Source organism: Pantoea sp. EKM10T (genome assembly GCF_011800685.1).
In the GTDB taxonomy this organism is placed as follows: domain Bacteria; phylum Pseudomonadota; class Gammaproteobacteria; order Enterobacterales; family Enterobacteriaceae; genus Pantoea; species Pantoea agglomerans.
This window is the reverse complement of record NZ_JAALEU010000002.1, coordinates 321,907-339,119: the sequence shown is the minus strand read 5'-3', so window position 1 is coordinate 339,119 and position 17,213 is coordinate 321,907. Positions and strand designations below refer to the sequence as shown.

The 17,213-nt window shown below is 58.3% G+C and carries 17 protein-coding genes; 7 read left to right on the top strand and 10 right to left on the bottom strand.

Annotated features, from left to right (window positions below; all coding sequences use genetic code 11):
• The first annotated feature begins 101 nt into the window (after nucleotides 1-101).
• The 3 genes from HFD95_RS05170 (at nucleotide 102) to HFD95_RS05160 (ending at nucleotide 5,041) form a co-directional block, all read left to right on the top strand.
• Nucleotides 102-1,916: a glycoside hydrolase family 15 protein gene (locus HFD95_RS05170; RefSeq protein ID WP_033779539.1), complete on the top strand. Its 1,815-nt coding sequence runs from the start codon at nucleotides 102-104 to the stop codon at nucleotides 1,914-1,916.
• A gap of 214 nt (nucleotides 1,917-2,130) precedes the next feature.
• Entirely contained in the window at nucleotides 2,131-3,252 is a 1,122-nt protein-coding gene (locus tag HFD95_RS05165; protein ID WP_010260287.1) for a L,D-transpeptidase family protein, read from the top strand.
• A gap of 187 nt (nucleotides 3,253-3,439) precedes the next feature.
• Nucleotides 3,440-5,041 (top strand): inorganic phosphate transporter, encoded by a 1,602-nt coding sequence (locus HFD95_RS05160; RefSeq protein WP_062758120.1) that lies wholly within the window; start codon nucleotides 3,440-3,442, stop codon nucleotides 5,039-5,041.
• Between the two features lie 21 nt (nucleotides 5,042-5,062).
• Here HFD95_RS05160 and HFD95_RS05155 read toward each other — a convergent pair whose 3' ends face one another.
• The 4 genes from HFD95_RS05155 to HFD95_RS05140 all read right to left on the bottom strand — a co-directional run bounded on the left by HFD95_RS05155 (nucleotide 5,063) and on the right by HFD95_RS05140 (nucleotide 9,260).
• Complete coding sequence (locus tag HFD95_RS05155) at nucleotides 5,063-6,250, bottom strand: MFS transporter (protein WP_163799226.1); 1,188 nt, start codon at nucleotides 6,248-6,250, stop codon at nucleotides 5,063-5,065.
• A 70-nt stretch (nucleotides 6,251-6,320) separates the two neighbouring features.
• Complete coding sequence (gene dusC / locus HFD95_RS05150; protein WP_022626007.1) at nucleotides 6,321-7,271, bottom strand: tRNA dihydrouridine(16) synthase DusC; 951 nt, start codon at nucleotides 7,269-7,271, stop codon at nucleotides 6,321-6,323.
• 2 nt (nucleotides 7,272-7,273) lie between these two features.
• On the bottom strand, nucleotides 7,274-8,650 hold the full coding sequence (rhlE, locus tag HFD95_RS05145; protein ID WP_033779545.1) for an ATP-dependent RNA helicase RhlE: 1,377 nt from the start codon (nucleotides 8,648-8,650) through the stop codon (nucleotides 7,274-7,276).
• 217 nt (nucleotides 8,651-8,867) lie between these two features.
• Nucleotides 8,868-9,260 carry a YbhQ family protein gene (locus tag HFD95_RS05140; protein WP_031594396.1) on the bottom strand — a complete coding sequence of 131 codons (393 nt, stop codon included), beginning with the start codon at nucleotides 9,258-9,260 and terminating at the stop codon, nucleotides 8,868-8,870.
• Nucleotides 9,261-9,439: 179 nt separating this feature from the next.
• On the opposite strand from HFD95_RS05140, the gene HFD95_RS05135 reads away from it, so the two are divergent.
• Genes HFD95_RS05135 through HFD95_RS05125 form a run of 3 tightly spaced genes read left to right on the top strand, consistent with a single transcriptional unit; the run spans nucleotide 9,440 to nucleotide 12,407 of the window.
• Nucleotides 9,440-10,201: an endonuclease/exonuclease/phosphatase family protein gene (locus tag HFD95_RS05135; protein ID WP_022626009.1), complete on the top strand. Its 762-nt coding sequence runs from the start codon at nucleotides 9,440-9,442 to the stop codon at nucleotides 10,199-10,201.
• The gene (gene clsB, locus HFD95_RS05130) at nucleotides 10,198-11,442 is read left to right on the top strand and encodes a cardiolipin synthase ClsB (protein ID WP_010260263.1); all 1,245 of its coding nucleotides are present in this window, start codon (nucleotides 10,198-10,200) and stop codon (nucleotides 11,440-11,442) included. Before HFD95_RS05135 ends, clsB begins: the two co-directional genes overlap by 4 nt.
• The gene (locus tag HFD95_RS05125; RefSeq protein WP_033757029.1) at nucleotides 11,442-12,407 is read left to right on the top strand and encodes a lysylphosphatidylglycerol synthase domain-containing protein; all 966 of its coding nucleotides are present in this window, start codon (nucleotides 11,442-11,444) and stop codon (nucleotides 12,405-12,407) included. Before clsB ends, HFD95_RS05125 begins: the two co-directional genes overlap by 1 nt.
• Before the next feature lie 50 nt (nucleotides 12,408-12,457).
• Here the strand turns inward: HFD95_RS05125 and HFD95_RS05120 are convergent, their stop codons facing one another.
• The gene (locus tag HFD95_RS05120; protein ID WP_010260256.1) at nucleotides 12,458-13,165 is read right to left on the bottom strand and encodes a Bax inhibitor-1/YccA family protein; all 708 of its coding nucleotides are present in this window, start codon (nucleotides 13,163-13,165) and stop codon (nucleotides 12,458-12,460) included.
• A 246-nt stretch (nucleotides 13,166-13,411) separates the two neighbouring features.
• The gene (locus HFD95_RS05115) at nucleotides 13,412-14,506 is read right to left on the bottom strand and encodes a DUF1615 domain-containing protein (protein WP_010669679.1); all 1,095 of its coding nucleotides are present in this window, start codon (nucleotides 14,504-14,506) and stop codon (nucleotides 13,412-13,414) included.
• 106 nt (nucleotides 14,507-14,612) lie between these two features.
• Between HFD95_RS05115 and HFD95_RS05110 the strand changes: the two genes are divergently transcribed.
• On the top strand, nucleotides 14,613-15,398 hold the full coding sequence (locus tag HFD95_RS05110) for an OBAP family protein (RefSeq protein WP_167429914.1): 786 nt from the start codon (nucleotides 14,613-14,615) through the stop codon (nucleotides 15,396-15,398).
• Nucleotides 15,399-15,503: 105 nt separating this feature from the next.
• Here HFD95_RS05110 and moaE read toward each other — a convergent pair whose 3' ends face one another.
• Genes moaE through moaB form a run of 4 tightly spaced genes read right to left on the bottom strand, consistent with a single transcriptional unit; the run spans nucleotide 15,504 to nucleotide 17,199 of the window.
• On the bottom strand, nucleotides 15,504-15,956 hold the full coding sequence (moaE, locus tag HFD95_RS05105; protein WP_167429913.1) for a molybdopterin synthase catalytic subunit MoaE: 453 nt from the start codon (nucleotides 15,954-15,956) through the stop codon (nucleotides 15,504-15,506).
• A 1-nt stretch (nucleotide 15,957) separates the two neighbouring features.
• Nucleotides 15,958-16,203: a molybdopterin synthase sulfur carrier subunit gene (gene moaD, locus HFD95_RS05100; protein WP_022626012.1), complete on the bottom strand. Its 246-nt coding sequence runs from the start codon at nucleotides 16,201-16,203 to the stop codon at nucleotides 15,958-15,960.
• The gene (gene moaC, locus HFD95_RS05095; protein ID WP_010260240.1) at nucleotides 16,196-16,681 is read right to left on the bottom strand and encodes a cyclic pyranopterin monophosphate synthase MoaC; all 486 of its coding nucleotides are present in this window, start codon (nucleotides 16,679-16,681) and stop codon (nucleotides 16,196-16,198) included. The genes moaD and moaC overlap by 8 nt, the downstream gene beginning before the upstream one ends.
• A gap of 2 nt (nucleotides 16,682-16,683) precedes the next feature.
• Nucleotides 16,684-17,199 (bottom strand): molybdenum cofactor biosynthesis protein B, encoded by a 516-nt coding sequence (gene moaB, locus HFD95_RS05090; RefSeq protein WP_167429912.1) that lies wholly within the window; start codon nucleotides 17,197-17,199, stop codon nucleotides 16,684-16,686.
• Between the last annotated feature and the right edge of the window lie 14 nt (nucleotides 17,200-17,213).

The following is a 17,213-nucleotide window of genomic DNA, read 5'->3' as shown; positions in this document are numbered from 1 at the left end:
TTCCCTGCCTCATTCAACCTTACGTTAACCATCTGTGCCCAAACGAAGCCGCATCAGATGGCTCAGCTATAGTTAGGATGGACACTGACAGGGAGATGAGGATGAGTAAGGTAAAACGTAAGATTGAAGACCATGGCGTGATCGGAGATTTGCGCACCTGCGCACTGGTCGCGAATGATGGCACCATTGATTATCTCTGCTGGCCGGAACTCGACAGCCCGTCGGTCTTTGCCGCCCTGCTCGACAGCGATGATGCCGGGCTTTTCTCCCTGGCCCCTGACTGGCCCAATGCGCGACGTCAGCAGCTCTACCTGCCCGATACCAACATCCTGCAGACCCGCTGGCTGGATGATGAAGGCGTAGCGGAAATCACCGACTACATGCCGATTTGTGATGACAAGGACAAGCTGCCGCGTCTGATCCGGCGGGTCAAAATGGTTCGCGGCAGCGCGACCTTTAGCCTGCGCTGTTCACCGCGTCACGACTATGCCCGGGCGCAGACCCGTGCAGAGGCGCACAACGGCTGTATCGATTTTCATGCCGAAGGCCAGCCGTCGCTGCGCCTCGCCGCCAGCGTGGCGATGACGCTGGAGGATGAGAGCGCGACCGCCCTCTTCACGTTACAACCCGGTGAACATGCGCAGTTTGAATTTGGCAGCGTGGATGATGCGCATATCGAAGCCCTGACCACCGAACATTGCTTTGAAGAGACGCTGAACTACTGGCGACGCTGGAGCGCCCACAGTAACTATCAGGGACGCTGGCGCGAAATGGTGCAGCGTTCGGCGCTGGTCCTCAAACTGCTGACTTCGCATCAGCATGGCTCTATTGCGGCGGCAGCGACCTTTGGCCTGCCCGAAGAGCTGGGCGGTGAACGCAACTGGGACTATCGCGCCTCCTGGATCCGTGACGCCTCGTTCAGCATGTATGCCCTGATGCGGCTGGGCTATATCGATGAAGCCAAACACTTTACCCACTGGGTTGGTCGCTGCGTTGAAAACAGCCATCACGATGAGATGCGCCTGCAGGTCATGTACCGGCTGGACAGCGGCACCGAACTGCACGAGATGGAGCTGCTGAATCTCTCCGGCTATGCCGATTCCCGTCCGGTGCGCATCGGCAATGACGCCTGGCAGCAGACCCAGCTCGACATCTATGGCGAGCTGATGGATGCGGTCTATCTGGCCAATAAATATGGTGAGGCGATCTCCCAGCGCGGCTGGGAACATGTCGTCAAAATGATCGACTGGCTGTGTGAGAACTGGGATCAGCCCGATGCCGGTATCTGGGAGATGCGCGGTGAACCGGAACATTTCCTGCACTCTCGTCTGATGTGCTGGGTGGCGATGGATCGCGCGCTGCGTCTGGGCATGAAGCGATCGCTGCCAATGCCTTATGAACGCTGGGATCGGGCGCGCCGGGAGATCCGCGAAGATATCTGGGCTAACTTCTGGAACAGTGAGAAGGGTCACTTCTCTTCGACCCGTCATGGCGAATATCTCGACGCCTCAATGCTGCTGATGCCGCTGGTGCGTTTTGTGGGAGCCACCGACCCGGACTGGATTGCCACGCTGGATGCGATCAAAACCAATCTGGTCAGCGACGGTATGGTGCGCCGTTACAATACGCATGAGACGCCCGCCGATGGCCTGAAAGGCTCAGAAGGGTCGTTCGGAGCCTGCTCCTTCTGGTATGTCGAGTGTCTGGCGCGCGCGGGCCGGATTCAGGAAGCGCATTTTGAATTTGAAAAGTTGCTGAGCTACGCCAATCCACTGGGCCTCTACGCGGAGGAGTTTGACAGCCACGGCCATGCGCTGGGCAACACGCCGCAGGCGCTGACCCATCTGGCGTTAATCAGTGCCGCCTTTTTCCTGAACCGCAAACTCAGCGGCGAACAAACGCAGTGGCAACCTTAGTCAGGGATAACCCCGGAAAGCCCCATTTTTAGCGCCCTGCTTTACGGAAATGCGCTAACATCCGCGGTGAATTTACGTAAAGTATTGCAGGCAGGTTAAAATCCCGATTCACAACGTCAGATTAATGAACATATAATGCGCAGCAGGTCACATTGGCCAGCATGAATTCGACACACTGAACAGCCTGAAATATGGCGATAAAGAATTGTAAAATATGAAAATCATTCGCGCTTTCGCTTCAATCGCACTGGCTCTGGCGGCCTTCAGCCAGTCAGCCTTTGCTGTGGTTTACCCGTTACCGCCGGCCAATAGCCGTCTGATCGGCGAAAATATCGAAATTACTGTCCCTGAAGACAGCAAACTGCCGCTGGAAGCTTTTGCGGCGCAGTACCAGATGGGCCTCAGCAATATGCTGGAAGCCAATCCGGGCGTTGACGTTTATCTGCCTAAGGCTGGCAGCAAAATGATCATCCCACAGCAGCTCATCCTGCCGGACGCACCGCGTGAAGGCATTGTGATTAACAGCGCGGAGATGCGTCTTTACTACTATCCGAAAGGCAGCAAAACCGTGGTGGTGTTGCCTATTGGTATCGGTGAACTGGGTAAAGATACCCCGATTAACTGGACCACAGCGGTAGAACGTAAAAAAGATGGCCCAACCTGGACGCCAACCAAAGGCATGCATGCGGATTACGCGGCGCGCGGTGAAACCCTGCCAGCGGTCTTCCCGCCAGGCCCGGATAACCCGATGGGCCTGTATGCGCTCTATATCGGTCGTCTCTATGCGATTCACGGCACCAACGCCAACTTCGGTATCGGCCTGCGCGTGAGCCATGGTTGTGTGCGTCTGCGCGCTGACGATATTAAATGGCTGTATCAGAACGTGCCGGTCGGCACGCGCGTACAGTTTGTTGATCAGCCGGTAAAAGCGACCGTGGAGCCAGACGGTTCACGGTATGTAGAAGTGCATAACCCGCTGTCGACCACCGAAGAGCAGTTCAACTCGCGTGAGCTGGTGCCGATTACGCTGAATCAGGCGGTGAGCAAAGTTCTGGTTGATGCCAGCGTCAATCAGGATCAGGTTAATGGCGCGATTCAGGGCCGTACCGGTATGCCAGTAAAAGTGAACGGCGTGGAGAACAACATCCAGACTGCGCCAGTTCCGATGCCGGAAAACCCGCAGGCTGTGCCACAGGAAGAGCCAATGACGCCAGTCACCTCTCAGGGTGCAAACAGTGATGCCGCGCAGCCACAGCAGCCGGCCACTGAGCCAGCCGCACCGGCCGCTCCGGTAACACCAGCAGCACCTGCAGCCGCGGCCAATACCAGCTCGTAATTGCCGCCCTGCTTGCAGAAGCCAGCGCCTTTCGCTGGCTTTTTTATTGCCTGCGTTTCCGCGTTTTTCCCCGCACTCCGCTCAGAATGCCCCGTCCGACGATCATTAATCTGTCATATAAAGCGCGTATCACACTGCGTTGACCCGGTGCAAATCAGCATCCGGCATCAGCCACCAGAGGTACACCATGAGCGAAAACAGTCTCTCCTCCTCATCAGCCCGAGGTCGCCCCGATTTCAACGGCAAAAATAGCCGTTTCAGTAAACCGCTGTTCTTTATTCTGCTGGTTGCCGGACTGGCGTTCGCTGGCCTCAATCTGGTCAGCGATGTTGAAGAGACCAATATGCCGGTCACCAGCTATCTGCCGTTCTTTCTGCTGGGGCTGGCACTGCTGATTGCGCTCGGCTTTGAGTTCGTGAATGGCTTTCACGATACCGCCAATGCCGTGGCGACCGTGATCTACACCCATTCGCTGACGCCCGGCGTCGCGGTGGTCTGGTCCGGTTTCTGTAACTTTCTGGGTGTGCTGCTCTCCAGCGGCGTGGTGGCGTTTGGCATTATCTCACTGCTGCCGGTGGAGTTGATCCTGCAGGCCAGCAGCGGCAGCGGGTTTGCCATGGTCTATGCGCTGCTCTTCTCAGCGATTATCTGGAACCTGGGCACCTGGTATTTAGGGCTGCCGTCGTCGTCGTCCCATACGCTGATCGGCTCGATCATCGGCGTCGGCGTTGCCAATGCGATGCTGCACGGACGCAGCGGTCTGAGCGGGGTTGACTGGGATCAGGCACTGAAGGTCGGCTATGCACTGCTGCTGTCGCCGGTGGTCGGCTTTGTCTGCGCCGGGCTGCTGCTGTGGGTGATGAAACTGTTTATCCGCAATCGCCAGCTTTATCAGGCGCCGGAAAGCAATCAGCCGCCACCGGTCTGGATCCGCGGCCTGCTGATCCTGACCTGTACCGGCGTGTCGTTTGCGCACGGCTCTAACGATGGTCAGAAAGGAATGGGGCTGATTATGCTGATCCTGGTGGGCACCATGCCGATCGCCTACGCCCTGAACCGATCGCTGCCACCCGATCAGATCCCGCGCGTCGCGGCGCTGAACGAAGTGACCGCCCATCAGCTGCTGCAACTGCAACCCGCTTCGGCGAACCCTCCTCCGGCCCGTGAGGTACTGACCGGCTTTGTTGGCAGCAACAGCATGAATCCCGACGTGCTGCCCGCGCTGGCGATGACGCTGCGCGAAGTCGGCGATGAGATTCGTCGTTACGGTTCAATGGAAAACATTCCAGCCCAGGCGGTGACCAATACCCGCAACCAGATGTATCTGGCGTCAGAATCGATCAAGCATCTGCAGAGCGCCGAGGTCAGACTGCCGCAGGAGACGGAACGCAATCTCAAGGCAGTGAAAACGGAACTCGACAGCGCCACCCGCTTTATTCCGATGTGGGTGAAAGTGGTGGTGGCGATTGCGCTGGGACTGGGCACCATGGTCGGCTGGCGCCGGATTGTAGTCACAGTGGGAGAACGGATCGGTAAAACCCATCTGAGCTATGCCCAGGGCGCCAGCGCCGAACTGGTGGCGATGATGACCATCGGCGCGGCAGACGGTTTCGGTTTACCGGTTTCTACCACACACGTGCTCTCATCCGGCGTGGCGGGCACCATGGCGGCGAACCGTTCCGGCTTGCAGCTCTCGACGCTGCGTAACCTGGCCGTCGCCTGGATTTTAACGCTGCCGGTATCTGTTCTGCTCTCTGCCCTGCTTTACTGGGCGTTCAGCCATTTTTAACGGTCTGCGGCTTATCGTCATTCAGGCGATAAGCCGCTGCTGCCAGTAAAGCCGCAGGGTAATCAGCAGCGCCCCCAGCACCATCAACGCCGCCGCCAGATAGACTGACTGCATCCCCCAGTGTCCGATAAGCAATCCCGCCACCGGGCCGGTTAAACCCAGGCCCAGATCGAGAAAAGCGGAATAGGTGCCCAGCGCCGAGCCCTGATCCTGGCGCTCAACCCGTTTAACCGCCTCAACGCCCAGCGCCGGAAAGACCAGCGAAAATCCGCTACCGGTGAGGAATGCGCCCGCCCCTACCAGCCAGGCGCTGTCCGCCTGCCAGATAATCAGCAGTCCCAGACATTCCAGCAGGAATGAGAAGAGCGACACGCGCAGCCCGCCGAAACGGGTAATAAAGCGACCAAAACCCAGTCGCACCAGCACAAACCCCAGGCTGAACAGCGTCAGCGCATAGGCCGCGCCCTGCCAGTCACGGCTGGCAAAATAGAGGGTGATAAAGGTGGCGATAACGCCAAAACCGATGGTGCCGAAGCCCAGCGCCAGGCCATAGAGCCAGACGCGGGAGAAGACGCGGTGAAACGGAATGCGCTCGCCCACACTGACCGTCACCGCCGGTTTGCGGCTGGCCATCAGATAGCCCGCCACGCCCATTATCGCAATCAGCCCGGCAAATCCACTCATACCAAATTCACTGTTCAGCAGCACGCCCAGCGGTGCACCGACGGCCATGGCCAGATAGGTCGCAACACCGTTCCAGGAGATCACGCGCGCGGTCTGCATTGGCCCGACGATGTTCATGCCCCACAGGGTTGAGCCGGTGCTGCTGAAGCTTTCACCTACGCCGAGAAACAGCCGTCCGATGGCCAGCAGCGCCAGACTCAGCCACGGCCAGCCGCTCAGCAGTGCGGCCACGATAGTCAGCACCCCGCTCATACCGCAGCAGAGCAGTCCCAGCATCACCACCCGCTTTGGCCCAAGGCGATCGGCCAGACGGCCCGACTGCGGACGGCTGAGCAGCGTCGCAAAGTATTGAATGCTGATAATCAGTCCGGCGATAAAGGAGCTGAAGCCAAGATGATTTTTGACGAAGCCTGGCAGCACGGCCAGCGGCAGTCCGACAGAGAGATAGCAGAAGAAGGTGAAGATAATAACGGAGAGGATTCGTTTGTTGAGCTGGCTGTTGCTCAACACAGCGGAGTCAGACATAGCAGGCAAGGGGTCCAGGAAATTTTTCCCACTATACCGTCAGGCCGCTAAAGGGTCGCCTGATTTTTTATCACAAACCATGAACATGCGCGTGACGATCAATCGCCTGTGCAATGTCGCCCGACGATTTTAACGCACGGATTTCGCTGAATAAGCCATCGGCTTCGCCATAGGCTTTACGCAGATAACCGAGCCACTGTTTGATACGCGCCACGTGGTAGAGGCCGGTATCGCCCTGCTTTTCCAGCCGGCTGTATTTCTGTAATAACCGCACCACATCAGGCCAGGCCATCGGCGGTTCGTTATATTTCACTACCCGGCTCAGGTTGGGGATGTTCAGTGCGCCACGGCCAATCATCACCGCATCGCAGCCGGTTACCGCCATACAGTGTTGCGCGCTTTGCCAGTCCCAGATTTCGCCATTGGCAATCACCGGAATGCGCAGCCGCTGACGAATGTCGCCAATCGCCTGCCAGTTGATCGCCTCTGCACGGTAGCCCTCTTCTTTGGTTCGTCCATGCACCGCCAGCTCGCTGGCACCGGCCTGTTGCACCGCATCGGCAATCTCCAGACTGCGGGCGCTGGAGTCCCAGCCGAGCCGCACTTTCACCGTTACCGGCAAATCTGCAGGCACCGCTTCACGCATCGCTTTCGCGCCGCGATAGATCAGATCGGGATCTTTAAGAAGAGTTGCGCCGCCTCCGCTGCCGTTGACCAGTTTAGAAGGACAACCACAGTTGAGATCCACACCCCATGAGCCCAGTTCCACCGCACGTGCGGCGTTTTCGGCTAACCATTCGGGATGCTGCCCCAGCAGCTGCATACGCACCCGCGTGCCGGAAGGCGTGCGGCTGGCGTTATGCAGTTCGGGGCAGAGACGGTAGAAAGATTTTACCGGCAGCAGTTGATCGACCACGCGCAAAAACTCAGTGATGCAGAGATCGTAGTCGTTTACTTCCGATAACAGCTGGCGCACCAGTGAATCCAGCACGCCCTCCATCGGTGCCAGTAAAACCCTCATACTCAGACGTTTCCGGTACGCTTCGCTGCTGCCGGACGACGCGGACGGGCTGCGGGCCTATCGCCCTGAGGAGCGGCCTGGCTCTGACGACGCGCCTGAGGACGCTTTTCGCCGGATGAAGATGAGCGCGATGCGCCTGCACCCTGTCCGCCCTGGCTGCGACCACGGCCGCCGCCACCACCTGCACCGCCGCGAGACTGCTGCTGACGACCGTTGATGATCGGCTCCGCTTTGATGCTCGGATCGGGTTCATAACCTTCAACGGCCAGACGCGGGATTTCACGCTTCAGCAGACGTTCGATATCACGCAGCAGTTTATGCTCATCGACGCAGACCAGTGACAGTGCGACACCGGTCGCCGCCGCACGGCCGGTACGGCCAATACGGTGAACGTAATCTTCGGCGACGTTAGGCAGCTCATAGTTCACGACGTGTGGCAGCTCTTCGATATCCAGGCCACGGGCCGCGATATCGGTGGCAACCAGGACGCGAATTCCGCCTGACTTAAAGTCGGCCAGCGCGCGGGTACGTGCACCCTGGCTCTTGTTGCCGTGGATCGCGGCGGCGGAGATGCCATCTTTGCCCAGCTGCTCGGCAAGGTGGTTCGCGCCGTGTTTGGTACGGGTAAAGACCAGCACCTGCTGCCAGTTGCCTTCGCCAATCAGCTGCGACAACAATTCACGCTTACGCTTCTTATCAACGAAAGCCACCTGCTGCGCGACCTGCTCGGAGGCGGTGTTGCGGCGAGCCACTTCAATCATTTCCGGGTTGGTCAGCAGTTTTTCAGCCAGGCCTTTGATCTCATCAGAGAAGGTGGCAGAGAACAGCAGGTTCTGACGTTTGGCCGGCAGACGTGCCAGTACGCGACGGATGTCGTGGATAAAGCCCATATCCAGCATACGGTCCGCTTCATCCAGCACCAGAATTTCGACCTGTGACAGGTCAACCGCATTCTGTTGTGCCAGATCCAGCAGGCGTCCAGGCGTTGCCACCAGGATATCGACGCCGCCACGCAGTTTTACCATCTGTGGATTGATGCTGACGCCACCAAACACCACCATGGAACGCAGCGAGAGATATTTGCTGTAGTCGCTGACGTTTTCGCCGACCTGCGCCGCGAGCTCACGGGTTGGGGTCAGGATCAGGGCGCGCACCGGGCGACGACCGCGGATGGGCGTGGCAGTGGCAGAGAGTTTTTGTAACATCGGTAAGGTAAAGCCGGCTGTTTTGCCGGTGCCGGTCTGGGCGCTCGCCAGCAGATCGCGGCCTGCCAGCACAACAGGAATCGCCTGGCGCTGGATAGGTGTGGGTTCGCTGTAGCCTTGTTCGGCGACCGCGCGCAAAATATCGGCACTCAGGCCGAGAGAGTCAAAAGACATTAAGTGATTTACTCCGGTCCGCTCTGACCGTGATTCACGGTGTAGTTTTCAGAGGGATAGTGACGCCAGCCAGGGCTGACGCGTGAAAAGGGCGCAAACTACGATGCGTAAGCGGGCGAGTGTAACAGCTTTAAGAGAAGTGTGCGAGATAGCTCACATTTCCTGACACAACTTAACCGCCTGAAAACAGGAAGGCCACCTTCCGGTGGCCTTCAACTTAACTACGTTTGTTTTCGATTCGTCGCGGTGGCTCTTTCGCCAGCAGCGAGACCAGCGCCGGACCCAGCAACATCACTACGCCGAGACACGCCAGCAGCAGGTTGTTGTGGTAAATCCGCGACACCAGGAACAGTGTCATCATGGCGGCGCCAAAGTAGTAAGTGGTGGTCGCTTCTTCAAGATAATCGCCGAGAGTACGTAAACGGGCAATGCGCTGTGTCACCAGCATGGCAACAAAAACCAGTGCGTACATCGCCACCAGCGTACTGCAGACATCAACCAGCGCTTTGTGCTTCCAGCCCCAGATCAGTGCAGCGATCACCAGCAGATGCATAGCAATATGCAACAACGTTTGACCCGTGATAATTTGAATACGATTAGACCATTTCATTCAGTTCTCCTGGCAGACCCAACAGGTCGCCCAAGTGCTACCGGCACAAGCCGGAAACGATTTCCTCAATGTAAAACAATTTTCGGATAACGCCCTAATTTTCGCCCTCTTTCACCACCCATTTGTGACAAAGACTACACTTTGATTCTATTGATGATGAAAAGGAGTGCGTCGCGAGTATGCCACAAAACAAGCAAGGATTTTCAATAAAAGTCCTGACGATCAATACACATAAGGGTTTCGCCCCTTTCAATCGCCGCTTCATCCTGCCCGAATTACGCGACGCCGTTCGCGCAACGGAGGCGGATGTGGTCTTTCTGCAGGAGGTGATGGGCACGCATGCCATCCACTCCCTTAACCATGAGGAGTGGCCCGACTCTCCTCATTATGAGTTTCTGGCCGACACCATATGGAACGATTTCGCCTATGGGCGTAATGCGGTCTATCCGGAGGGGCATCACGGCAATGCGGTGCTGTCTCGCTTCCCGATCGCCGACTATGAGAACCGGGATATCTCGGTGGCGGGCAGTGAAAACCGCGGTATGCTGCACTGCCAGATCGCCCTGCCCGAGCCGCACGGCACGCTGCATGTCATCTGCGTTCATCTGGGTCTGAAAGTGGCCCATCGTCACGCGCAGATGAAGAAAATATGTGAAATGGTTAACTCACTGCCGCCCGACGCGCCGGTGGTGGTGGCGGGCGATTTCAACGACTGGCAGCGACGCGCTAACTCCATTCTGAAACATGGCGCAGGCCTGAAAGAGGTATTCAGCATGAAAACCGGACGCCCGGCGCGCACCTTCCCGGCGCGCTTCCCGATCCTGCGGCTTGACCGCATCTATGTCCGCAACGCCACCGTCAGTCATCCGTGGGCGCTGCCGCGCAAGCCCTGGTCCCATCTTTCCGACCATGCGCCGCTGGCGGTGGAGATTCACCTATGAATTTTAGCTGGCAGGAAGGCAACCGGCTGCTGTTGCTGGAAAATGGCGAAGCGTTTTTCCCGCGGGTCTTTGGCGCGATCCAGCGGGCGGAACGTACGGTATTAATCGAAACCTTTATTCTGTTTGAGGATGACGTGGGCAACGCCCTGCACCGCGAACTGCTGGCGGCAGCCCAGCGCGGCGTGCGGGTCGAAGTGATGGTCGATGGTTATGGCTCTGCCGAACTCTCCGACAAATTTGTTAACAGCCTGACCAGCGCTGGCGTGCGTTTCATCTATTACGATCCGCGTCCGCTGGTGATGGGGATGCGCACCAACGTTTTCCGCCGCCTGCACCGCAAAACCGTGGTGGTGGATGACGTGGTAGCCTTTGTAGGCGGCATTAACTTCTCGGCCGAGCACAACACCGATTATGGCCCGGAAGCCAAACAGGATTATGCGGTGCAGGTCAAAGGCCCGGTGGTGGGCGACATCGCCCGCTATCTGCAACAGGCGATTGGCAGCGAACAGAATACCCGCCGCTGGTGGGGATCGCGCTCTCATCGTCCGGCGGTCAACGCCACGCCCGGCGATGCTCAGGTGCTCTATGTTTATCGCGATAACGACGAGCATCGTGACGACATCGAAGTCCACTACCTGGAGATGCTGCGCGAGGCGAAGCGGGATGTGATTATCGCCAATGCCTACTTCTTCCCGGGTTACCGGCTGCTGCGTGAGATGCGCAACGCCGCGCAGCGTGGCGTCCGGGTGCGACTGATTGTGCAGGGCGAGCCAGATATGCCGATTGTGAAAGTGGGCGCGGAGCTGCTCTACAACTATCTGGTCGATGGCGGCGTTGAAGTTTACGAATATATCCGTCGCCCGCTGCACGGCAAGATCGCGGTAAAAGACGACTACTGGGCCACCGTCGGCTCCAGCAATCTCGATCCGCTCAGCCTGTCACTTAACCTTGAAGCCAATCTGATCATCCACGACAGACCGTTTAACCAGACGCTGCGTGATAACCTGGAAGCGCTGCTGGCCAACGATTGCCAGCGCGTACAGGAAGATCGCTTACCGCCGCGCAACTGGTGGCAACTGAGTAAAAGCGTGGTGGTATTCCACTTCCTGCGCCATTTCCCGGCCATCGCTGGCTGGCTGCCGGCGCATACGCCGCTGCTGGCCCAGGTGGGTGAGCCGGTACAGCCTGAAATGGAGACGCAGGATCGCGTTGAAACTGATAACCCGGGAGCAAAATCCTGATGGCAAAAAAACATCCACGCTGGCAACTGGCGAAAAAAATCCTCACCGTGCTCTTTTTCATCGCGGTGGTGGTTCTGCTGGTGGTCTATGCCCGCAAAGTGAACTGGGAAGATGTTTATGACGTCATCGTTAACTACAACCGCTTTGTGGTACTGACCGCCGCCGGACTGGTGGTGCTGAGTTACCTGGTGTATGGCTGCTATGACCTGATTGGACGCGCCTACTGCGGCCATAAGCTGGCGAAGCGGCAGGTGATGCTGGTGTCGTTTATCTGTTACGCCTTCAACCTGACGCTGAGCACCTGGGTGGGTGGCGTCGCGATGCGCTACCGGCTCTATTCACGGTTAGGGCTGGATAGCGGCACCATCACCCGCATCTTCTCTCTGAGCATCGCCACTAACTGGCTGGGCTATATTCTGCTGGCGGGCGTGGTATTCAGTGCGGGCATGGTGTCGATTCCCAGCGGCTGGTTTATTGGTGAAACCACCCTGCGGCTGATTGGTGGCGCTCTGCTGGTGCTGGTGGCGGTCTACCTCTGGGCCTGTGCCTTCTCAAAGCAGCGTCGCTGGACGGTAAAAGGCCAAACGCTGCAGCTGCCCTCGCTGCGCATGGCGCTGCTGCAGTTTGCGGTTTCCTGTGCCAACTGGATGGTGATGGGGGCGATTATCTGGCTGCTGCTGGGACGAGACGTCGGTTATCCGATGGTGCTGGGCGTGCTGCTGATCAGCAGTATTGCCGGGGTAATCATTCATATTCCGGCGGGCATTGGCGTGCTGGAAGCGGTCTTCCTGGCGTTACTCAGCGGTCAGCACGCCTCGCATGGCACTATCATTGCGGCGCTGCTGGCTTATCGCGTGCTCTACTTTATCCTGCCGCTGCTGTTAGCGCTGGTGCTCTATCTGGGGCTGGAGAGTCGGGCGAAGCATCTGCGTCAGAAGAACGAGCAGAAGTTGCAGAAGTCGTAATAAAAAAGGGGAGGCGCAGACAGTGCGCCTCCCCCGCTACTCCCTCAGGCTTAACGGCGGTTGCCGAAAATCCGCAGCAGCATCAGGAACAGGTTGATAAAGTCGAGATACAGCGTCAGTGCGCCCATAATCGAGTAGCGACGCAGGTTTTCCGTATCGCGGGCATCGATCTGCTCACCGATATTTTTCAGCTTCTGCGTGTCATAGGCCGTTAACCCCACAAATACCACCACCCCGATGTAGGTAATCGCCCACATCAGCGCCGGGCTTTTCAGCCAGAAGTTCACCAGCGACGCCAGCACGATGCCAATCAGCGCCATAAACAGCAGGCTGCCAAAACGGCTGAGATCGCGTTTGGTGGTATAGCCGTAGAAGCTCATCGCGCCAAACATCCCCGCCGTGATAAAGAAGGTGCTGGCGATCGAGGAGTTAGTGTAAACCAGGAAGATACTCGCCATGGTCAGGCCGGTCAGCGCCGAATAGAGCATAAACAGCCCGGTTGCCACGGCCCCGCTCAGGCGATGCACCATGCCTGACAGGAAGAAGACCAGCCCCAGCTGCACGATAATCAGTCCGAAGAAGGTGATGCGGTTAGCAAACACCAGCTCCATGATCGCTGGCGTGCGCGCAGCGTACCAGGAGACAAACGCCGTCAGTAACAGACCGCAGGTCATCCAGCCATAAACCTGCGCCATATAAGCTTGTAAACCGCGAGATGCGGATTGAACGATGGAATCATTTCGTGGATATCGGTCCATGATGCACCTCTTGTTAAACGGATTAGGACCGGCCCCACACAGGGAACCGGATGAATAACCTGGTCTGGCAGGCATACGTTGTTTCTGTTTCAGCCCGTTGGGCCAGCGACAGCGCGACACAACCGCCACGGGCCCATACGGCCTTATGAGGATGCGCACAGTTCAGGGCCAGAATAACAATAAAAGTCGCCCGGAACTGGCTCTAAGTGTGGCACAGCTCAGCTCAACTGCGCCACAACATGCCGCTTAACGTCGCGACAGGCACTGCTGATAACGGCTGTCGACACGCTGCGCAAACCACGCCGTGGTGAGATTACGGGTAATTTTCGGGCTTTCCAGCTTGATGCCCGGCAGCATTTCACGCGGTAATTTTCGACCCGCCATTTTATCCGCCAGGGTAAAGACCTGTTTCCAGAGTTCGCTGTCGCTGAACGACGCTTTCTCCCCTTTCTCCAGATCGCGGCGAATGTCGCTGTTGCTCATATCGATCTGCTTCGACAGCGTGCGCACCGCCAGTTCGGTGCCGCCCGCCGCATCCGATCCATAAAGAATCAGATCGCCATCCAGCGCCAGCTTCATGCCGGTGGCGCGCGACACCGCCGCCTGGAAGGCCGCATTGCGGCTGGCATACCAGCCCGCATTGTAGTCGGCAAAGCGGTAGAGCGGCTGGCTGTAGTCAGCCGGATAGCCGAGCAGGTGCATCGTCCCGAAGTAGATCCCGCCATGACGGGTAAAGACTTCACGCCGGATGGTGCCATCGATCGGCCACGGGTAGCCTTTGGCATGCGCTTCGGCAAACGCAATGCTGACCTGCATCGGCCCGCCGGTGTGGATTGGATTGAGATTACCAAACAGCGTCTGGCCCATCGGCACCATATCGATCAGGTCATCGAAAATAGCGCTCAGCTCTTTCTCACTGCGCACTTTGTCCAGCCGGGCGGCGTAGCTTTCACCGGTGGGCGATTTGATCTGCAGCGCGGTACGCACCAGGAATGCCGGGACGTGCACCTGCGCCGCACGGCGGTTGATCTCGCCCCAGGCGATTTTTGGCAGACCCGGCACGGCGGCCTCGGCGCTGAAGTTGCTCTCCTGATCCGCCACGGCGATCACCGCGCAGAGGTTGCTGGCGCTGGGATCGATCTGCTGAGTGCGGAAGGTGGTGTAGATATCGTCGCTCCATGCCGCTTTATTGCTGACGTGCGAGGGCAACAGCCGCTGGATCTGCGCTTTGACATCTTCAGGCTGCCGCACCGGCGCCTCAGGGGTTTTCTTGCTGCTACAACCTGCCAGCACCAGTGCGGCGACCAGTGTCAGACGTTGCAGAATCGGGGTGGATGACATGCCTGTCCTCAGAATGAACCAAAGCTCTACTCTACCATCGCCAGAGTTTCACAGGCAGGCGAGAACTGAACTAAGGTTATCTTTTTTACCGTTAAAGGAACTTACGATGTTTAAACTCTGGCCTGTTGCGGCGTTCAGCCTGTTCTTAACCGGCTGCGGCGCCAATAATACGCCTGCCCAGGTAAAATCACCGGGCGCCCCCACCTCCTCCTCGCTTAAGGTGCTGGAGACCGGCGCCAGCGTGATGCAGTCACGTCCGCCCATCGACGCCATCAACACCTATCTTGACGGATTCCATTTTTATAGCGGCGATAAGAACGGTCAGATGGAGGCGCACCACTATGTCACCGTGCTGAACGACGATGTGATGCAGGCGGTGATTTACGACGGCAACACGCGCGATGCACGGCTGATGGGCGTGGAGTACATTATCAGCGAACGGCTGTTTAACACCCTGCCGCCCGAAGAGAAGAAGCTCTGGCACAGCCATCAGTATGAGGTGAAATCGGGCACCCTGATTGCACCAGGCTTACCGGAAGCCGCCGACCACGCCCTGATGAAGCGCATTGTGAACACCTACGGGAAAACCTGGCACACCTGGCACACCGATCGCGACAAAACGCTGCCGATCGGCATTCCGGCGCTGATGATGGGCTTTACGGAGGATGGTCAGATGGACTCGCGACTGCTGGCGGACCGCGATCGTCGTTTTGACGTCGACAGCAAAAAGATCCGCGCCCAGCGTGCGGATATCGTGGCGCATCCTGCCGCAGCAGGTGCCAATGCCTGGCAACAGGGCCAGGTCATTCAGCTGAAGCGCACCCCCGGCGGCGGCGAACACAGCCACGGTCAGACCGGTTTTGGTCCGGCTGAGCAGCTAAAGCAGCCTTAATCCCGCGCTGAGCGTCGTGATGCCTGGTGATGCGGGCAGCGGCGTGTCTGCGGTTAACGGCTCAGCGGGCGCAGACACTTCTGCCCGCTAAGCCGTTAATACAGCTTAGTCCCAGCGCTGAGCCGCCTGGTGGTCGCTGTCGCGGGCATCCACCCAGCGATCGCCCTGCTCTGTCGCTTCTCGCTTCCAGAACGGCGCGCGGGTTTTCAGGTAATCCATGATGAACTCTGCAGCGGAAAAGGCGCTGCCGCGATGGGCGCTGGTCACGCCCACCAGCACGATTTCATCGCCGGGAAACAGTTCGCCCATGCGATGGATCACCGTGACGCGCTGCAGCGGCCAGCGTTCGCGCGCCGCATCAACAATCTCCTGCAGCGCTTTTTCGGTCATGCCGGGATAGTGCTCCAGCGTCAGTGCCGCGACGTCGTTGCCCAGATTGTGGTTACGGACTTTGCCGGTAAAGGTCACGACCGCACCATCTTCATCACAGGCCGCCAGCCAGCGATAGGCTTCCGCCATATCAAAGGGCGCGGGGCCGACGCGAATCTGCGTTTCCATCTTAGCCTCCGGTCACGGGCGGGAAAAAGGCCACTTCATCACCGGCGTGCAGCGGATGACTCATCGGCACCAGCGTCTGATTCACCGCCGCCAGCAGCTTGCCCGACTCGAGCGCCAGCGCCCAGCGGTCATCGCGTTCTGCCAGCGCACTGCGCAGCGCGGCCACATCCGGATAATCAGCACCGACCTCAAGCGATGAGGTGCCGGTCAGCTCACGGACCTGGGCGAAAAACAGCACCTTAATCATGCGCGACCGCCTGGAAATCGCCGCTTTTGCCACCGCTCTTGCTGATTAACCGCAGCTGATCGATAACGATATCTTTCTGTACCGCTTTGCACATGTCGTAGATAGTCAGCGCGGCAACCGATGCGGCCGTCAGCGCTTCCATCTCCACGCCGGTTTTGCCGGTCAGGCGACAGAGCGTGGTGATGCGGACCCGGCTGTGGTCCGGTTCCGCCTCCAGGTTCACTTCCACTTTGCTCAGCATCAGCGGATGACAGAGCGGAATCAGTTCCCAGGTGCGTTTCGCCGCCTGAATACCGGCGATGCGCGCGGTGGCAAAGACATCCCCTTTGTGGTGACTGCCTTCGATAATCATCTGCAGCGTTTCCGGCTGCATCAGCACCAGCACTTCTGCCCGCGCTTCGCGCACGGTTTCCGCCTTGGCGGAGACATCCACCATGTGCGCTTCGCCCGCGGCGTTAATGTGTGTGAGTTGAGACATACTTACCGTTTTTTGAGATGTGAGACAAAATTACAGGGCGCGGTTCGCGCATCAAGCTGGTCAGCGATAATGCGTTCCCAGGCGGTGCGGCAGGCACTGGTGGAACCCGGCACGGCCAGGATCAGCGTCTGATTAGCCAGACCGGCAATCGCGCGCGACTGCAATGTCGAACCGCCAATCTCTTCATAGGAGATCATCCGGAACAGTTCGCCAAATCCACTAATCTCGCGGTCGAAAAGCGGCAGCAGCGCTTCCGGCGTGCTGTTTTTCAGGTTAAAGCCGGTTCCGCCATTAATAATCACGACCTGAACATCTTCACTGGCGATCCAGCGCGACACGGTGGCGCGAATACGATAGAGATTATCCGGCACGATGGCGTGATCGACCACCTCATGCCCCGCTTCGGCTGCGGCTTCGCGCAGATAGTCGCCGGAGGTATCGTCACTGGCATCGCGACGATCTGACACTGTCATCACCGCAATCTGCACTGCCTGAAATTCGCTGGCTGGTTTACCCATACTGCCTCCTGAAA